Annotated in this window: 17 protein-coding genes; 2 read left to right on the top strand and 15 right to left on the bottom strand. The window is 64.4% G+C overall.

Features of this window, described 5'->3' with window-relative positions; translation table 11 throughout:
- Positions 1 to 26: 26 nt before the first annotated feature.
- The 3 genes from LB543_RS18820 to LB543_RS18810 all read right to left on the bottom strand — a co-directional run bounded on the left by LB543_RS18820 (position 27) and on the right by LB543_RS18810 (position 2,853).
- Positions 27 to 701 (bottom strand): amino acid ABC transporter permease, encoded by a 675-nt coding sequence (locus LB543_RS18820; protein ID WP_127870695.1) that lies wholly within the window; start codon positions 699 to 701, stop codon positions 27 to 29.
- A gap of 157 nt (positions 702 to 858) precedes the next feature.
- Positions 859 to 1,656: an ABC transporter substrate-binding protein gene (locus LB543_RS18815; RefSeq protein WP_140757959.1), complete on the bottom strand. Its 798-nt coding sequence runs from the start codon at positions 1,654 to 1,656 to the stop codon at positions 859 to 861.
- Between the two features lie 420 nt (positions 1,657 to 2,076).
- The gene (locus LB543_RS18810) at positions 2,077 to 2,853 is read right to left on the bottom strand and encodes an HpcH/HpaI aldolase family protein (RefSeq protein WP_224615136.1); all 777 of its coding nucleotides are present in this window, start codon (positions 2,851 to 2,853) and stop codon (positions 2,077 to 2,079) included.
- Between the two features lie 120 nt (positions 2,854 to 2,973).
- Between LB543_RS18810 and LB543_RS18805 the strand changes: the two genes are divergently transcribed.
- On the top strand, positions 2,974 to 4,065 hold the full coding sequence (locus tag LB543_RS18805; RefSeq protein ID WP_224615135.1) for an LLM class flavin-dependent oxidoreductase: 1,092 nt from the start codon (positions 2,974 to 2,976) through the stop codon (positions 4,063 to 4,065).
- Positions 4,066 to 4,088: 23 nt separating this feature from the next.
- Here the strand turns inward: LB543_RS18805 and LB543_RS18800 are convergent, their stop codons facing one another.
- From LB543_RS18800 to LB543_RS18745, 12 genes are all read right to left on the bottom strand, one after another.
- Positions 4,089 to 4,484: a RidA family protein gene (locus tag LB543_RS18800; RefSeq protein ID WP_224615134.1), complete on the bottom strand. Its 396-nt coding sequence runs from the start codon at positions 4,482 to 4,484 to the stop codon at positions 4,089 to 4,091.
- A gap of 78 nt (positions 4,485 to 4,562) precedes the next feature.
- On the bottom strand, positions 4,563 to 5,711 hold the full coding sequence (locus LB543_RS18795) for an acyl-CoA dehydrogenase family protein (RefSeq protein WP_224615179.1): 1,149 nt from the start codon (positions 5,709 to 5,711) through the stop codon (positions 4,563 to 4,565).
- Positions 5,712 to 5,924: 213 nt separating this feature from the next.
- The gene (locus LB543_RS18790; protein WP_224615133.1) at positions 5,925 to 6,737 is read right to left on the bottom strand and encodes an enoyl-CoA hydratase family protein; all 813 of its coding nucleotides are present in this window, start codon (positions 6,735 to 6,737) and stop codon (positions 5,925 to 5,927) included.
- Positions 6,734 to 7,204, bottom strand: a complete 471-nt coding sequence (locus LB543_RS18785; RefSeq protein ID WP_224615132.1) for a MarR family winged helix-turn-helix transcriptional regulator — start codon at positions 7,202 to 7,204, stop codon at positions 6,734 to 6,736. The genes LB543_RS18790 and LB543_RS18785 overlap by 4 nt, the downstream gene beginning before the upstream one ends.
- Complete coding sequence (locus tag LB543_RS18780; protein ID WP_224615131.1) at positions 7,198 to 7,971, bottom strand: SDR family NAD(P)-dependent oxidoreductase; 774 nt, start codon at positions 7,969 to 7,971, stop codon at positions 7,198 to 7,200. The genes LB543_RS18785 and LB543_RS18780 overlap by 7 nt, the downstream gene beginning before the upstream one ends.
- Positions 7,968 to 10,262: a bifunctional salicylyl-CoA 5-hydroxylase/oxidoreductase gene (locus tag LB543_RS18775; protein WP_224615130.1), complete on the bottom strand. Its 2,295-nt coding sequence runs from the start codon at positions 10,260 to 10,262 to the stop codon at positions 7,968 to 7,970. The genes LB543_RS18780 and LB543_RS18775 overlap by 4 nt, the downstream gene beginning before the upstream one ends.
- Before the next feature lie 195 nt (positions 10,263 to 10,457).
- The gene (locus LB543_RS18770; protein ID WP_224615129.1) at positions 10,458 to 11,276 is read right to left on the bottom strand and encodes an ATP-binding cassette domain-containing protein; all 819 of its coding nucleotides are present in this window, start codon (positions 11,274 to 11,276) and stop codon (positions 10,458 to 10,460) included.
- Positions 11,269 to 12,147: an ABC transporter ATP-binding protein gene (locus LB543_RS18765; RefSeq protein ID WP_224615128.1), complete on the bottom strand. Its 879-nt coding sequence runs from the start codon at positions 12,145 to 12,147 to the stop codon at positions 11,269 to 11,271. The genes LB543_RS18770 and LB543_RS18765 overlap by 8 nt, the downstream gene beginning before the upstream one ends.
- Complete coding sequence (locus LB543_RS18760; protein WP_140810875.1) at positions 12,144 to 12,992, bottom strand: ABC transporter permease; 849 nt, start codon at positions 12,990 to 12,992, stop codon at positions 12,144 to 12,146. The genes LB543_RS18765 and LB543_RS18760 overlap by 4 nt, the downstream gene beginning before the upstream one ends.
- The gene (locus LB543_RS18755) at positions 12,985 to 13,992 is read right to left on the bottom strand and encodes an ABC transporter permease (protein WP_224615127.1); all 1,008 of its coding nucleotides are present in this window, start codon (positions 13,990 to 13,992) and stop codon (positions 12,985 to 12,987) included. The genes LB543_RS18760 and LB543_RS18755 overlap by 8 nt, the downstream gene beginning before the upstream one ends.
- 86 nt (positions 13,993 to 14,078) lie before the next feature.
- Positions 14,079 to 15,608, bottom strand: a complete 1,530-nt coding sequence (locus LB543_RS18750) for an ABC transporter substrate-binding protein (protein WP_224615126.1) — start codon at positions 15,606 to 15,608, stop codon at positions 14,079 to 14,081.
- A 109-nt stretch (positions 15,609 to 15,717) separates the two neighbouring features.
- Entirely contained in the window at positions 15,718 to 17,292 is a 1,575-nt protein-coding gene (locus LB543_RS18745; RefSeq protein WP_224615125.1) for a phytoene desaturase family protein, read from the bottom strand.
- 118 nt (positions 17,293 to 17,410) lie between these two features.
- Here LB543_RS18745 and LB543_RS18740 point away from each other — a divergent pair, with 118 nt between their 5' ends.
- Positions 17,411 to 18,202 (top strand): cyclase family protein, encoded by a 792-nt coding sequence (locus LB543_RS18740; RefSeq protein ID WP_140810880.1) that lies wholly within the window; start codon positions 17,411 to 17,413, stop codon positions 18,200 to 18,202.
- Positions 18,203 to 18,204: the final 2 nt, after the last annotated feature.

Below are 18,204 nucleotides of genomic sequence, written 5' to 3'. Positions count from 1 at the left end.
GCGGTTCCAACGAACACTGAACCGCTCTAGCGGGCTTTCTCGTCCTTGAAGCGGGCTTCAAGCAGGCTGACGAGACGAACCATCGGCCAAAGGAAGATGAGATAGACGAGTGCCGCGCCGATCAGCGGCGAGGGGTTGGCGTAGAGCGATTGCGCGTTGGTCGCTTCCTTCAACAGTTCCGGCAGGGCCACGGTCGAGGCCAGCGATGTATCCTTGAACATCGAGACGCAGTTGCTGGTCATCGGCGGGATGACGACGCGCACCGCCTGCGGCAGCACCACCTTGCGCAAGGTCAAAAGGAACGGCAGGCCGAGCGCCTGCGAGGCCTCGAACTGGCCGCGCGGAATGCTCTCTATGCCGGAGCGGAACACTTCGGCCGAATAGGCCGACATGATGATGGCGAACGCGGTCACCGCCGAAGCCCAGGACGACAGGCGAATGCCGAGGAAGGGCAGCGCATAGTAGATCAGGATCAGCACGACGAGGACCGGCAAGGCGCGGAAGATGTCGGTGTAGCCGACCGCAAGCCAGCGTAGCGGCTTCGGCGCATAGAGCCGCAACAGGCTGATCACCAGGCCGATGGGAATGCCGATGCCGATGCTGAGCAGGCCGAGCAGCAGCGTGTTCAGGAAGCCGCGCAGCAGCGCCGGCAGGCTCGACGCGATGACGTCGGCGTTGAAGAAGGTGTCGATCAGCGACATCGGAGCATTCCCGAACGGTGTTGCGTCATCTGACGCCGGAGAGCCCGACCCGGGATCAAGATCGGCCTTGCCGAACGGATACTGGTCCCGGGAAGGTTATGCGTGAAAACGGCCGACCCTTCGGAGCCGGCACGCCTTCCGTTCTGTCGATCGCCGCTCAGGCCTTGGGCAGCGGCATTTCCTTGACGGTCGAGGAATCGGCCGGGGCGTCGCTGCCGAACCACTTCTTGTGGATGGCGGCCAGCGTACCGTCCTTCTTCATCGCGCTCAGCGCGTCGTTGAGCTTGCCGAGCAGCGGATGATCCTTGGTCATCATCAGGCCGTACTGCTCGCCGGTCTTGATGCGCTGCTTGACCTTCAGGTCCTTCATCTTGGTGAAGGAATATTCCATGCCGGGAATGTCGCTGACGGCGGCGTCGACACGGCCTGCGCTGAGGTCGAGTAGCAGGTTCTGCTGCGTGTCATAGCCCTTCACGTCGCTGAAGCCGTCGGCGTCCTGGTGCGCCTTGACCCAGGTCTCGCCGGTCGAGCCCGAGAGCACGCCGACGATCTTGCCCTTGAGGTCGGCCTCGGCATTGACCGCGCTGTCGGTCTTGGTGGCGATGCCCATGTCGGAATCATAATAGGGCTGGGTGAACGACTGCGACTTCAGCCGCTCCGGCGTGATCGTGATCGAGGAGATGGCGACGTCGATGCGCTTGGAAGTGGTCGCGGCGAACAGTGCCTGGAAGCCGAGATCGGCGATGTCGGTGGTCATGCCGGCGCGCTTGGCCGCCTCGTTGACGATGTCGACCTCAAAACCCTCGAAGGTACCGCTCTCGTTCTTGTATTCGAAGGGCGGGTTGGTCGGGTAGGCGCCGACATTGAGCACATCGGCGGCATAGGCGGTTGCCGGCCCGGCGCCGATACCGATTGCCGCTGCGAAAAGGATGAGATTGCGACGGGTCAGGTTCATTGGTGGTCCCTCTGGGGTGTTCCCTCTGGTTGTTGATCGGGCGGGCTGCCCCGCACGGTTTGTTGCCGTCCCGCCTCCCAGCGGGGCGTCAATTCATGATGGCGACCATGGGCTCGAGCGTGGCTGCAATCTGGTCACCGTCGCGTAGGCATTCATGCGCGCGGCAAGGTTGGCGATGGTCTCGGTATGCGGATTCCTGGGCGCACGCATCACAGGCGTAGCGCGCGCTGGACGATGATTGGGGCAGCACAAACGACAAGGACTGAAACCTCTCCTACCCGGAGCAGAACGATGAAATGCCCGGAAACCCGCCAGCCCGACGGCCGCCATCGATCTTGAATGCTTATCCAAAGCGCGGCGCTTTTCAAGGCAAAAGTTTTAAGCTTAAAAAAGTTGCTCGGCTTGCCGCTCGGCTGGGCGCTAGCGCGTGTCTTCCCCCGCCAGTTCGGCCTGGGCGACGGCATAATGGGCCGCGGCGCCCGCGCCGAGAAACATCGTGTCGCTGGCCAGCACGAAAAAGCTGGCGCCGACGGCTGCCCATTGGCCGACGGTCTGCGGGCTGGCGCAAAATATGCCGGAGGTCTTGTCGTGCGCGATCGTCACGCCGATGATCCTGCGGATCGCATCCGCGAGCTTGTCGGCGCCCTTCGGTCCGATCGCATCGATCGACACGGAGAGATCGCCGGGGCCGACGAAAATCACGTCGACGCCGTCGACATCAGCGATCGCCTCGATGTTGGCCAACCCCTCCGAAGTCTCGACCTGAACCGCCACGACGGTCCTGTCATTGGCGCCGGCCAGATATTCGGGAATGCGATAGCCATAGCCGGCGGCGCGGCCGGGTCCGACGCCGCGCTCGCCCCGTGGCGGATAGCGGGACGCTTTCACCGCCATCGCCGCCTGCGCCGGTGTCGAGACGCGTGGCACCAGCACGCCTTGCGCGCCGCTGTCCAACGCCGCCTGGATGGCTTCGGGCGCATGTCCGGGAACGCGCACCATCGCCGGCACGCGATGCACATCGGCGGCGCGTACCATGCTCTCGACCATGTCGCGGGAAATCTGGGCATGCTCCCAGTCGATGCAGAGGAAATCGAGGCCGGACAGCGCCAGCAATTCGACCGCGACGGGGTGAGGAATGGCGGCGAAGGAGCCGACGAGGCTGGTCTTGCCGATGCATTTCTGGCGGAACTCGCTCATGCCGATCCCTTTTTCATCCCGCCAAATTCATATCGGCAAACCAGCGCGAGGCGAAGCTATTTCATGCTTGAAATATTTTCGCGGAACCGTAGCGTGCGATCTTCGCCGGGAGGTCACGACATGAACAAAGCACATCCGTTGCATGGCTCCAACAAACTGAAGCTTGGCGTCTTCTCGACCAACGCCGATGGTGGCCTTGCCATATCGGATGTGCCGGAGCGCTGGACGGCGAGCTGGCAGGACAATCTGACCGCAGCCCGGATCGCCGACCGCGCCGGGCTGGAGTTCCTGCTGCCGATCGCCCGCTGGCGCGGCTTTGGCGGCCGCAACAAGGTGCGCGAGCGGTCGTTCGAGACCTTCACCTGGGCGGCGGCGCTCGGCGTGGCCACCGACCGGATCGGCCTGTTCATGACCGTGCACGTGCCGCTGGTGCATCCGCTCTATGCCGCCAAGGCGCTGGCGACGGTCGACCACATCAGCCAGGGCCGTGCCGGTTTGAACATCGTCTGCGGTTGGAACCCGAAGGAATTCGGCATGTTCGGCACGCCGCTGGTCGAGAAGGGTTATGATCAGGCGGCCGAATGGATCGAAATCCTGGAAAAACTCTACGCGTCGGCGGACCCACTCGACTATGAAGGCACCTACTATCACCTCAAGGAGGCGGTCAGCCGGCCGGCCAGCCTGCAGGTTCCGCGCCCGGTGACCATGAACGCCGCTTTCGGCGGCCCGGGCCGCGATTTCGCCGCCGCCAGATGCGACTATCTGTTCACGACCTTTTCCGAGATCGCTGATGCGGGCAAGCATGTCGCCGACATCGGCGAGCGGGCCGACAAGGTGGGCCGAGAGGTCGGCGTCTACACCGTGGCCCATGTCGTCTGCCGTCCGACCATGGAAGAGGCGCAGGCCTATTATAACAGATATGCCGTCGATCTGGCCGACCACGAGGCGGTCGATGCGCATATGGCCGGCAAGAAGGAATTCTCGCAGTCGCACGACCCGCATGCCTATGACCGCTACCGCCAGCGTTTCGCCGGCGGCGCCGGCACCTATCCGCTGGTTGGAACGCCGCAGACGATTGCCGCCGAGATGGCCGCCATTGCCGCGCACGGCTATCAAGGTATCGCCCTGTCCTTCGTCAACTATACGCAGGAATTGCCCTATTTTTGCGACCACGTGCTGCCCTTGCTGAGGCAGGCCGGACTTCGCGAATAGAATATTCCGGAGAGACGAATTCTTTATTCCGGAACGACGGCGGTCGCCTGGATCTCCACCTTGGCGCGATCCTCGACCAGCGCCACCACCTGCATGGCGGCCATGGCCGGAAAATGTCGGCCGATCACCTCGCGATAGGCCTCGCCGATCCCTTTGAGGTTGCCGAGATATTCGGCCTTGTCGGTAAAATACCAGGTCATCGCGGTGATGTGTCGTGGCTCCGCGCCGGCCTCGGCCAGCACCGCGACGATGTTCTGGAGCGTCTGCCGCACCTGGCCGGCGAAATCGTCGGTCTCGAACTGGCATTGCCTGTTCCAGCCGACCTGTCCGCCAACGAAGACGAGCCTGCCGCGCGCCGCGACACCATTGGCGTAGCCGACCGGTTTTGCCCAGCCTTCCGGCTGCAGGATCTCGTGCATGTCGTCTCTCCGCCTATCCAATATCGGGTTCCGCAATATCCGCGTTTCAAAACAATCCAATCCATCAACGCGACCTGTTCAGGCCTCGCCCATCACCTGCCGCGCGATCACCACCTTCTGCACGTCCGATGCTCCCTCATAGATGCGCAGTGCGCGAATTTCGCGATACAGGCTCTCGACCACGTGGCCTTTGCGGACACCGTCGCCGCCATGCAGTTGCACCGCTTTGTCGATGACCTCCTGCGCCTTGTCGGTGGCGAACAGCTTGGCCATCGCCGCCTCGCGCGTCACCCGCGCGGCGCCCATGTCCTTGGTCCAGGCGGCGCGATAGACCAGCAGCGCCGCCGCATCAATGTCGAGCGCCATGTCGGCGACATGGCCCTGCACCATCTGCAACTCGGCCATAGGCGCGCCGAACAATTTGCGCTCGGCCACGCGCTTGATGCTTTCATCGAGCGCGCGGCGGGCAAAGCCGAGCGCCGCCGCGCCGACCGTCGAGCGGAACACGTCGAGCACCGACATGGCGATGCGAAAACCGTCGCCCGGCCTGCCGATCAGCGCTGAGACGGGCAGCCGGACCTGACCGAACGAAAGCCGCGCCAGCGGATGCGGCGCGATGACTTCGAGACGTTCGGCGATACCGAGGCCCTTGGCGTCTCCCGGCACGATGAAGGCCGAAAGCCCCTTGGCGCCCGGTGCCTCTCCCGTGCGGGCAAAGACAACATAAAGATCGGCGATGCCGCCATTGGAGATCCAGGTCTTCTCGCCGGTGAGAACGTAGCTGTCGCCGTCACGCGTCGCCGTCATCTCGGTGTTGGCGACATCGGATCCGGAGCGCGGCTCCGACAGGGCAAAGGCGGAGATCGCTTTGCCGGCGCGTGTCTTCGCCAGCCATTGCTGCTGGTCCGGCGTGCCGAACAGGCTGAGCGCGCCGGTGCCGAGCCCCTGCATGGCGAAGGCGAAGTCTGCCAACCCATCATGGCGCGCCAGCGTCTCGCGCGTGATGCACAGAGTGCGTACGTCGAGCGGTCCCGGATTGTCGATGTCGAGCGCCGTCGGCTTCAGCCAGCCGTCCCTGCCGAGCTTCGCCACCAGTTCACGGCAGGCGGCATCGACGTCATGATGATCGACGGGCAGGTTTTTCGCGCACCACGCGTCGAGGTGCTCGGCGAGGTCGCGATGGTGGTCGTCGAAAAACGGCCAGGCGAGGAAGGAGCGGTCAGGCATGGGTGCGCCCTTGGTCTTGGTGGCGATCCGTCGCACCCCCCTCTGCCCTGCCGGGCATCTCCTCCGCAAGGGGGGAGATTGGCAGCTTCAATCTTCCCGCCCATCTTGCAACGCCGGCGATTGGCGAAAGCGATGCAGTCAGCCGATCTCCCCCCTTGCGGGGGAGATGGCCGGCAGGCCAGAGGGGGGTGCCTGGGCGCAAACCGATCATCCTCAATTTCCCTCGAACACCGGCTTTTCCTTGGCCACGAAAGCCAGGTACGCCCGCTCGAAATCGCGCGTCTGCATGCAGATTGCCTGCGCCTGCGCTTCGGCCTCGATCGCCTGGTCGAGGCTCATCGACCATTCCTGGTTGAGCTGCGTCTTGGTGATGCCGTGGGCGAAGGTCGGGCCGGAGGCGATCCGTGCCGCCATCTCCAGCGCGTCGGCCTCGAGAGCCGCCGCATCGACCAGCCTGTTGTAGAACCCCCAGCGCTCGCCTTCCGTAGCCGTCATGGTGCGGCCGGTGTAGAGCAGTTCGGCGGCGCGGCCCTGGCCGATGATGCGCGGCAGGATCGCGCAGGCGCCCATGTCGCAGCCGGCAAGGCCGACACGGGTGAACAGGAACGCCGTCTTGGCTTCCGGCGTGGCGATGCGGATGTCCGAACTCATGGCGATGATGGCGCCGGCGCCGACCGCCACGCCGTCCACCGCCGCGAGGATCGGCTTGCCGCAATTGAGCATCGCCTTGACGAAATCGCCGGTCATGCGGGTGAAGGCGAGAAGTTGCTTCATGTCCATCTTGACCAGCGGACCGATGATGTCGTGGACATCGCCGCCGGAGCAGAAATTGCCGCCATTGGACAGGAACACCACGGCGTCGATATCGTCGGCATAGACGAGGTCGCGGAACGTGTCGCGTAGCTCGGCATAGCTGTCGAAAGTCAGCGGATTCTTGCGCTCCGGCCGGTCGAGCCGGATCTTGGCGATCCTGCCCTCGACCTCCCACAGGAAATGCTTCGGCTTCAGGCCGGCCATTGCAGTCATTCGCGTCCCTCCCAGTTGCTGCGGAACGAGGTCAGCATGCCGGTCAGCCGGCGCGCATCCTCCTCGCTGACCTTGCCCAGCAATTCACCGATCCAGCCCTCATGCGCGGCGGCGATGGTGGCGAAGGACTTCGTGCCCTCGTCGGTCAACCGCACCATGGAGGTGCGGCGGTCGCCATTGCGGCGCGCGCGGGCGACAAGTCCTTCCGACACCAGCCGGTCGACAATGCCGGTGACATTGCCGTTGGACACCAGCAGGAAGCGTGACAGGTCGCTCATCAGCATGCCTTCCGGCGCCCGGTAAAGCGCGGCCATGACGTCGAAGCGCGGCAGGGTCGTATCGAATTCCTTCTTTAGCCGTTCGCGCAGTTCGGCTTCGATCGTGCGCGAGGCGCGCAGCAGCCTGATCCAAAGACGCAGCCGGTCCTTGCCGGGTCCCGATGGCACGGGCAGGGGGCCGGCTACCATGTTTCACCTCCCGAGATAGAAATGGCCTGTCCGGTGATCGACGCCGCAGCGTCGCCGCACAGCCACAGCACGGCTTCGGCAATTTCCTGCGGCTGGATAAAGCGGCCTTGCGGATTGGTCGAGACGAGGCTGGCTCGCGCCTCGCCAGCCGAGCGGCCGGTCTTTTCGATGATGCGCTGGATGGATTCCTCCAACATGTCGGTCTCGACGAAGCCCGGACACACCGCATTGACGGTGACGCCGGATTTCGCCGACTCGGCGGCAAGCGCCCGCATCAGGCCGACGACGCCGTGCTTGGCCGCGACGTAAGGCGCGACATAGGCGTAGCCTTTCAGTCCGGCGGTCGATGCGATGAAGACGATGCGGCCTGCCTTGCGCGCGGCCATGCCGGCCAGCGCCGGCTTCACCGTCAGGAAGGCGCCGGTCAGATTGACGTCGAGCGTTCGCTGCCAGTCGGCCAGTGAGGTCTTGTGCGCCGGCGTGCTGCCGGCCGTGCCGGCATTGGCGACAACGATGTCGAACGGCCCGCGCGCGGCCTCCGCCGTCTCGTAAAGCGATGCCATCGCCACCTCATTGGTGACATCGGCGACGATGCCATGGATGTGGCCGTTTGCGCTGGCAAGCTTGGCGAGCTCAGCTTCGCGGCGCCCACATATGGTCACGTCGGCACCAGCCTCGGCCAAAGTGAGCGCGATGGCCCGGCCGACGCCGGAGCCGCCGCCGGTGACCAGCGCGTGCTTGCCGGGAATCGTCGTCGCGGCCGTCATACTTTCAGCCCCGCGGCCGCGTCGCGCTCGGCCAGTCGGTAAATCTGATCACGCCCGGGCAGATAGGGATCCGGCCATTTGACGCCACGGTCGCCGAGCGTCACCGCCGCATGCAGCATCCAGTAGGGATCGGCGAGATGCGGCCGTGCCAGCGCCACGAGGTCGGCGCGGCCGGCCATCAAGATCGAATTGACATGGTCGGGCTCGTAGATGTTGCCGACAGCCATCGTCGCCATGCCGACTTCGTTGCGAATGCGGTCCGAAAACGGCGTCTGGAACATGCGGCCATAGACCGGCTTGGCGGCAACCGACGTCTGGCCGGCCGAGACGTCGCAGATGTCGACGCCGGCCTCGTGCAGCATCCGGGCGATCTCGACGGCATCTGCCGGCGTCACGCCTTCGATGCCGACCCAGTCATTGGCCGAAATGCGCACCGAGATCGGTTTTCCCGCCGGCCAGGCGGCGCGCACCGCGTGGAAGATTTCGAGGGGATAGCGCATGCGGTTCTCAAGCGAGCCGCCATAGGCGTCCGTGCGCCGATTGGTGACCGGCGTAATGAATGACGACAGCAGATAGCCGTGCGCGGCGTGGATCTCCAGCATGTCGAAGCCGCAGCGATCGGCCATCTCGGCTGAGGCCACGAATTGATCGCGCACCAAATCCATGTCGGCGCGGTTCATCGCCTTCGGCACTTGGTTCTCAGGCGACCACGCAACGGCCGATGCCGCCATGACAGGCCAGTTGCCCGAGACCAGCGGCACGTCGGTGCCTTCCCAGCCGACACGGGTGGAACCCTTGGCGCCGGAATGGCCGATCTGGGCGCATATCTTCGCTTCGGTTTCGGTATGGACGAAGTCGACCAGCCGCCTCCATGCCATCTCATGTTCGGGCGCGTAGAAGCCGGGGCAGCCGGGCGTGATGCGTCCTTCCGGGCTGACGCAGGTCATCTCGATATAGACGAGCCCGGCGCCGCCCTTGGCGCGCTCGGCATAATGGGTGAAATGCCAGTCGGTCGGGCAGCCGTCGACGGCCTTGTACTGCGCCATCGGCGAAACGACGACGCGGTTGTTGAGGACCATGTCGCGCAATTTGAAGGGCGCGAACATCGGCGCCCGGCGCAGCCTGTTGCCGCCGGCACCGGCCTGGCGCTGGAACCACTCTTCCGCGCCGCCCAGCCACTCGGCATCGCGCAGCCGCAGATTCTCGTGGCTGATGCGTTGCGAGCGGGTCAAAAGCGAATAGTTGAACTGCACCGGATCGAGACCGAGATAGCGTTCGACCTCCTCGAACCATTCCAGAGAATTGCGCGCCGCCGACTGCAGCTTCAGCACCTCGGTGCGGCGGGCATCCTCATATTTGCGGAACGCGGCCTCGAGGTCCGGTTCGGTTTCGACATAGTCGGCCAGCGCCACCGCGCTTTCCAGGGCGAGCTTGGTGCCGGAACCGATCGAGAAATGCGCCGAGGCCGCGGCGTCGCCCATCAGCGCCAGATTCTTGTAGGACCAGCGCTCGCACAGCACGCGCGGGAAATTGATCCAGGCCGAGCCCCTGATATGGTTGGCGTTGGTCATCAGCGCGTGGCCGCCAAGATGTTTGGCAAAGATGCGCTCACAGACAGCGATGGACTCCTGCTGCGTCATCGCGCCGAAGCCGAAGGCGGCCCAGGTCTGTTCGCTGCACTCGACGATGAAGGTCGCGGTGTCGCTGTCGAACTGGTAGGCATGCGCCCACACCCAGCCATGCTCGGTCTTTTCGAAGATGAAGGTGAAAGCGTCGTCGAATTTCTGCTTGGTGCCCAGCCAGACGAACTTGCACTTGCGCGTGTCGATGTCGGGCTTGAAGATATCAACGAAGCTGTTGCGCGCCCTGGAGTTCAAGCCGTCGGCGGCGACGACCAGGTCATGCGTTTCCATATAGGGTTTTGGGTCGGCGATGTCGGTTTCGAACATCAGCTTGACGCCGAGTTCGCGGGCGCGGCGCTGCAAGAGGACCAGCAGGCGCTTGCGGCCGATGCCGCAGAAGCCGTGGCCTGACGAGACCGTGCGCACGCCGTCATGGATGACGGCGATGTCGTCCCAATAGGCGAAATGCTTCTTGATCCAGACGGCGCTGACCGGATCGTTCTTCGCAAGATTATCGAGCGTCTCGGCCGATAGCACGACCCCCCAGCCGAACGTGTCGTCGGCGCGGTTGCGCTCGAAAACCGTCACGTCGTGCGCGGCGTCCCTCAGCTTCATCGAAATGGCAAAGTAGGTGCCGGCTGGTCCGCCGCCGAGAACCGCAACCTTCATCCGTGCGATCTCCTCTTCGCTTGCTGTACCTCAGTATCGCGCCGGAGATAAGATATTTCAAGCTTAAAGTTTTATGTCGAAATGATTGTGCGGACGTTGGGTTGCTCGCTTGCGCGATGGTCTTCAAGCGTATCCGCCGCCGCCTCCATCGAGCCGAACAGGAGCGGGCTCCGCTCGTGTGCGGGATGAAAAGTCTTATGCGGGCGGCCGCAGCCAGTCCGCGTCGATCTCGGGAAGCGGAATGGCGGCAAGCAGGTCTCGCGTGTAAGTCTCCCTGGGATTGTCGAACAGCGCGTCCGTGGCGCTCGCCTCGACGATCCTGCCTTCGCGCATGACGATCACCTGTTGGCAGAGCCGCCGGATGACCGACAGATCGTGGCTGATGAAGGCCACCGTCAGGCCCATCTCCGCGGCAAGCTTCTCCAGCAGGGTGAGGATCTGCGCCTGCGTGGAGACGTCGAGCCCGGAGACGATCTCGTCGGCCAGCACGAATTTGGGCGACAGCGCCAGCGCGCGCGCAATGCCGACGCGCTGGCGCTGGCCGCCCGACAGTTGGTGGCGGAAGCGGCTGGCGAAGCTCTGCGGCAGGCCGACGCGTTGCAATGCCTCGGCGACACGTGTCTTCAGATTGTCGCCAAGCCCGTTCTGCTTGAGCGGTGCGGCGATGATGCTGGCAATGGTGCGGCGCGGGTTGAGCGACGACATCGGATCCTGGAAGATCATCTGCAGGTCGCGGCGCAGCGGCCGCAGTGCCGCTTCCGGCAGATGCGTGATATCGCGGCCCTCGAAACGGATGCTGCCGGCACTCGGCTCCAATAGCCGCACCAGCGCGCGGCCAAGCGTCGATTTCCCGGACCCGGATTCGCCGACGATGCCCGTGACCGAGCCCTTGGGCAGGTCGAAATCCAGGCCTTTCAGAATCTCGGCCAGCGGTGCGCGGCCGATCAGCGGCTTGCGCGTCATGTCGGGCAGCGCGACCTTCAGCTCGCGCACGGAAAACAGCGGCTCAGCCATGCGGACGCCTCCAGGCCTGATCGACGGAAGCGATCTCGGCGGCAAGTCCGGCCAGCACCGACTCGTCCACCGGTTTCAGCGAGGCGAAGGGATCGGTGTAGCGCGGCGTCGCAGCCATCAGTGCCCGGGTGTAGGGGTGCCGAGGTGCCGCGAAGAGATCAGCGGTCTCGGCCTCTTCCACCACCTTGCCGGCATAGAGCACCGACACTTTCTGGCTGATCTTGGCGACGACGCCGAGATCGTGTGTGACGAACAGGATCGCGGTGCCGTGCTCGCGCTGCAACGCGGCGATCAGCCGAAGGATCTGCTTCTGCACGGTGACGTCGAGCGCCGTGGTCGGCTCGTCGGCGACGATCAGCCGTGGCTCGGCGGCGAAGGCCGCCGCAATCAGCACGCGCTGGCGCATGCCGCCGGACAGTTCGTGCGGATAGCTCTTCAGCACGCGGTCGGGGTCGCGAATCTGCACCTCGTCCAGCAATTGCCGGATACGCCGGTCGGCTCTGTCGCCGCTCCAGCCGAGGATGCGCACCAGCCGGTCGGTCATCTGCGGGCCGATGCGGCGCGACGGGTTGAGCGCTGTCAGCGGATCCTGCGGAATCAGCGCGGTGCGCGCGCCGATCAGCGTGCGCCGCGCCCTGGGCTGGAGTTTGCCGAGGTCTTCGCCCTCGATCCGCATATCGCCCTCGACGACGCGCACGCTCGATGGCAGGACGCCAAGCACCGCCTTGCCGATCATCGTCTTGCCGGCGCCGCTTTCGCCTACCAGGGCACGCACTTCGCCGGGCTGCACTGAGAGCGATACCGAGCGCAGCACGCGCTGGCCGTTGGCCAGCACGGCGCTCAGATTGGCGATGTCGAGACAGGCGCTCATCGCAGCACCGGATCGAAACGCGTCTTCAGCGCTTCGCCGAACTGGCTGAACGAGAGCACGGTAAGGATGAGCGTGATCAGCGGGAAAACCAGAACCCACCAGGCCTGATGGATCGACAGCCGGCCCTCGGCGATGATGCCGCCCCAGGTAGGATCGTCGGTCGAGATCGACAAATTGACGAAGGACAGGATCGCCTCGACGATGACGGCGATGCCCATTTCCAGCGACAGCAGCGCCACGATAGACGGCACCACGTTGGGCAGCACCTCGCGCAGCATGATGCCGATACGGCCATAACCGGCGATGCGGGCATTCTCGACATAATCCATGCGCGACTGACCCATGGCTTCGGCACGGATCACGCGGCAGAAGCGCGTCCAGTCGATGATGGCGATCGCGAGAATGACGGAGCTTAAGCCGGTGCCGAGCACGGCGACCAGAAGAATGGCGAACAGCACCGGCGGGAACGCCATCCAGATATCGACGATGCGCGAGATGATCCGGTCCGCCCAGCCGCCGAAATAGCCGGCGATCAAGCCGAGCGTCGAACCGACGACGCAGGCGGCGATGGCCGCGGCAAAGGCGACGATGAAGGCGATGCGGCCACCGAAGATCAGGCGCGAGAGCAGGTCGCGGCCGAGGCTGTCGGTGCCGAGCCAATAACCAGGCTCGGCGCCATCGAGCCAGAACGGCGGCAGACGTTCGAGCATTAAATCCTGCGCCAGCGGATCCTGCGGCGCGACCAGCGGCGCGAAAATCGCCGCCAAGAGCGCGATGAGCAGCCAGCCGCCGGCCAGCCACAGCCTCGGGCTCAATCCGCGTCGCGAGATGCGTGCCTCATCCACGGCGCAGCCTCGGATTGAGCAGCGCATACATCATGTCGACGGCAAGGTTGATCAGCACGAACAGCAGCGCGAAGACCAGCACGATGCCCTGGATCAGCGGCAGGTCGCGGTTGATGACGGCGTCGATCGCCATGTTGCCGAGGCCCTCATAGGAGAACAGCCGTTCGACGATGACCGTGCCGCCGATGAGGAAGGTGAACTGCACGCCGACCAGGGTCAGTGTCGGCAGGGCGGCGTTCTTCAGCGCCTCGCGCAGAATGACCTGCGTCTCCGAAAATCCTTTGACCCGTGCCAGCACGACATAGTCGAGGTCGAGCACTTGCTTCAGCGACTGTTTCAACAGCTGCGAGATGATTGCCGCCAGCGGCAGCGCCAGGGCAATCGCCGGCATCAGCATGTGTTTCAACAGGTCCCAGGTCAGGTCGAGGCGCAGCCGAAGCAGGCTCTCGAAGAAATAGAATTGGGTGACGAAGGGCAGGTCGAGTTGCGGCGACACGCGGCCCGAAATGTCGAAGATCGGCACCAGCACGCCGAACAGCAGGATCAGCACCAGGCCCCACAGGAAGTCGGGAATCGACAGCGCCGCACCGCTGGCGATGTCGATGCCGGCCTCGACCGCCGTACCGCGTTCGCGCGCGCCGAGGATCGCCGTCGTGCCGCCTATCGCCACCGCCATGACAAGCGCGACGATGGCCAGCTCCAGCGTCGCCGGCAGCCGATTGAAGACGAGGCCAAGCACGTCTTGCCGCAGCGAGATCGAGGTGCCGAAATCGCCCCTGGCGACACCGGACAGCCAGATGAAGAACTGTTCGACGATCGTTTTGTCGAGCCCGTAGAGCGCGCGCAGCCGGGCGATGTCGTCACTGGTGGCGCCGGGCGGCAGCATCATGGCGATCGGGTCGCCGGGCGCGACGCGGATGACCACGAATACGACGACGGCCACGCCGAACAGCGTGATCAGCATCGTCAGCAGACGGATCAGGAATCGTTGCAGGAGCATTTAAATCTTCGGGAGCCCTTGGGCTCGTATGCCCGATGGAAAATGCGCGCCGTCATTGGCGACGGCGCGCGGCAATTCCAGGCCGATCAGGCTGGGGTCATCAGCGCCGGCAGCAGCGCGCCGGAAATATGCTGCACCACATTGACGCCCTTGGCATGCACGATCGGCTGCGCGTACTGCATCAGCGGCAGCACATAGGCCTGTTCGGCGATGTATTTGTCGACCGCCTTCCAGCCGGCGATGCGCTTGGCCTCGTCTTTCTCTCCCCACAGCGGATTGATCATGTCGATCAGGTCCTGGCTGTCCCAGACCGAATGCGGGCTCGGCCCATACATGGCAAAGCCGGTCGAGGTGGTCGGATCGCCAATGGCGTTGCCCCAGTTGTAGAAGGCCGCGGGCGCGAGCTTGTCGGCGGCGCGCAGTTCGTAGTGCTTGGCGATCTCGTAGACCTCGATCGTCGCATCGATGCCAACCTTGCGCCACATGCCGACGATCGCCTGGATCATCTCATAGTCCTTGGGCTTGAAGCCCTTGGTCGTCTGGATGGTGAACTTGACCGGCTTTTCCGGCGAATAGCCTGATGCCGCCAGCAACTCCTTGGCCTTCTCCGGATTGTGCTCGACCTTGATCGAGGCATCGAAAGCCGTGTATTCCGGCGTCTCCAGCGTGGCGATCGGCTGGCCATAGCCGCGCAGCAGCCGCTTGACCAGAAGCTCCTTGTCCACCGCCATGACAGCTGCCTGGCGCACGTTCTTGTCCAGCATCGCTTCGATGTCGTTGAAGAAGATCATGCCGATGTCGGAAACATTCTTGATCGAGCCGGCGAGCCCGTCCTTGGCGATCAGCCGGTCGTATTCCTCATAGGGGATTTCGAGCGTCACCTGCGAGGAACCGGATTCGATCTCGGCGACGCGGCTTGCCGCATCGGTGACGAACTTGATCGTCACATTCTCGAAGGCCGGCTTGCCGCCCCAATAATTCGGATTGGCCTTCAGCCGCAGGAAGGCATTGCGCTCGAACTTCTCGACCATGTAGGGGCCGGTGCCGATCGGCGCCTTCTCGAACCCTTCGGCGCCGACCTTCTCGTAATAGGCCTTGGGCATGATGTAGCCGGTCAGAAACGACATCCACTTGAAATAGACCGGGTCGAACTGCACGACGTCGCCTGTGATCTTGTTGCCGTCGATCTTGAAATTGCTGACGTTTTTCCAGACGAACTGGATCGGATTGCCGGTCTTTTCGTCGCCAGCGCGCTGCAGCGACCAGACGACGTCTTCCGGTGTGAAGGGTGAGCCGTCATGCCATTTCACGCCTTCGCGCACCGTCATCATGATCTTGGTGCGGTCGTCGTTCCAGCCCCATTCGGTGAGCAGGCCAGGCGCGAAGGACAGGTCCGGCTTCTGCGGGATGAACTGGTCGAACACCGACTGGTAGAGACCCTGGATTGTCGGGTTGACGGCTGACGGTCCGGTGGTCGGATCCCAGGACGGCAGGTTGACGTTGTAGGCGATGGTCAGTTCGCCGGCGGCGGCTTTGGCGATGGTTGGCAGGCCAACGGCGGCCACGCCAAGTGCCGCGGCACTGTACCCCAGCAATTCGCGTCTGTTGATTGTCATGGTCGTTCCCCTTGTTGGTATTGTCTTCGCGCGGCTTCGTCCGGTCATTGGTTCGGGCTTCGTCGGCAGCAGCGCCTTGCCTCTCGTCGCCCTCATGAAATCGTCTGGCCTACCTCCCGCCAAGTTGTTGCGCGAGCATGAACCCCGAGGCGGCGCCCGTGCCGGCACCGGGCCATGTCGCGGCGCCGGTGAGGTGCAGATTGCTGACCGGCGTGTTCCAGCCGGCATAGCCGCGCGCAGGACGGAACAGGAAGTTCTGCGACAGGTGATGGCTGCCGCAGACCTGGTCGCCGCCGACGAGGTTCGGGTTCTCGCGCTCGAGATCGATGGGCGAAAACACCGCGCGGCCGAGGACTTTTGCGCGCAGGCCCGGCGCGTAGGTTTCGATGATGTCGAGCACGCGGTCGGCGTAGGCCTCCTTGACCTGATCCCAATGCGCCGGCGCGATCTTGGCCGAGGCGTCGCCCGCGATTTCGGCGGGCAGCATGCGCACCTGCACCCACAGCACATGCTTGCCCGCAGGTGCGCGCGACGGATCGACCGCGGTCGGCTGGCCGACGACCAGCACCGGTTCGTCCGGCAGCATGCCTGCCATCGCCTGCTGATAGGTGCGCGACATCTGGTCGAGCGATGGCGCCAGATGCACATAGGCGAATTGGCGCAGCTCTGCTCCGGCGCGCCAGTCCGGCAAATCGGCCAGCGCCAGGTGGATCATCATCGTGCCCGGCGCATGCCGGAATTTCTGCATCGCCGTGTCGAAGCCGGCATCGCCGGAACCTCCGGGCAGCAGCTTGCCGGTCAGCGCCTTGGGCGCGACGCCTGCAATGACCGCCCTGGTGGCCGTATGCGTCTCGCCGGAAGCAAGCCGCGCGCCGGTGGCCTTGCCGCCTGAGACGCTGATCTCGGTGACATCGGCACTGGGGACGATCTTGCCGCCGGCCGACGTCACCATGCCGGCCAGCGCACGGATGATCGTGTCGGCGCCGCCCTTGCCGAGCACCATCCCAAAACTCTGGTTGGCCATCGATTCCAGATAGGGAAACACGGCGCCGCCGGCGATGTCGGGCGCGAAGTCGAGATGCATGCCCCAGGTGGCGAGCGTCGCCCCGATGTGTGGAGACTCGAAATTTTCCTCCAGCCAGGCGCGCGGCGAAGACAACAGCAGCCGGCCGGTGTCGAGCGCGCCCGAAACACCCTTCTTGCGCCACAGGTTCCAGGCGGTGCCCGCAAGCGCACGGGCGCTCATCGGCGAGCCCAGCAGCCTGAACAAATGCTCGGCTTCGGCCGGGAAGGCGGCAACCAGCCTGCGCCACGTTGCGGCATCGGCGGCGGAGAACGCGGCCATGCGGCCGGCGGTCTTTTCCAGATCGCTGCTGACGCCGAACCAGCGTCCATCCGGGAACGCGCTGGCGAAACAGTCGGCGACCGGCGCGAATTCCAGCCCCTGCGCTTTCAATTCATTTGCATATTTCTGGTGGAAGGCGGAGCCGGCGAACAGGCTCAGATTCATCGCGCCGAAGTCGTGGCGGAAGCCGGGGAGGGTGAATTCGCGGGTCTGGACGGCGCCGCCGATTGTCGCGCTGCGCTCGAAAACCCCGGTTTTCCAGCCCTTGAGCGCCAGATGCGCAGCGCATGCCAGAGTGTTGTGGCCCGCCCCGACAAAGATGGCGTCGAACTCGCTCACGCCCCGTTCCCATTTCCTTTATGCTTAAAGATAATTGCAGATGCATATGTTTTCGTCTAGTAGGATATTAAGGGCCGAGACGAGCCTTGATCATGTCAGACAAGAGGGAACAGAGACCATGGACACCCAAAAACTTCTCGGCGAAGTCGCCGGCCAGCTCCTTTCCGGCGCCATCAAGGTGGTCGACCTGACGGCGCCGCTCGGACCGGACACACCGCTGATCAAGCTCCCGCCGGAGCTCGCCGTCGACACGCCGAAGGTCGAGATCCACTCGATCTCCCGCTACGACAAGAACGGTCCGTGGTGGGCGTGGAACTGGCTGAAGCTCGGCGAGCATTCCGGCACGCATTTCGACGCGCCGCAGCATTGGATCAGCGGTAAGGACTATCCGGACGGCGCCACCGACACCATTCCGGCGCAGAATTTCATCGGTCCGGTCAATGTCATCGACTGTTCGAAAGAGGCCGCCGCCGACCCTGATTTCCTGCTCACCGTCGACCACATCAAGGCCTGGGAAGCCAAGCATGGCGCCATCAATGCCGGCGAGTGGGTGGTGATGCGCACCGACTGGTACAAGCGCAACGGCTCGGAAGCCGAGTTCCTCAACGCCAACGAGACCGGCCCGCACACGCCCGGCCCGACGGCTGAAGCCATCCAGTTCCTGATCAGCAAGAATATCAAGGGCTGGGGCTCGGAGACCATCGGCACCGATGCCGGCAAGGCCGGCGGCATGGAGCCGCCATTCCCGGCGCACACGCTGATGCACAAGGCCAACCGCTATGGATTGGCCAGCCTCTGCAACCTCGACCAGTTGCCGCCGAAAGGTGCCATCCTGATCGCGGCACCGCTCAAGATCGAGCACGGCACGGGCAGCCCGATCCGCGCACTCGCGCTGGTGCCGGGGAAATAGGG

This window comes from Mesorhizobium sp. ESP7-2 (assembly GCF_020164715.1).
GTDB lineage: Bacteria > Pseudomonadota > Alphaproteobacteria > Rhizobiales > Rhizobiaceae > Mesorhizobium.
The sequence above is the reverse complement of the archived record's forward strand: the minus strand, read 5'-3'. Positions and strand labels throughout refer to the sequence as shown.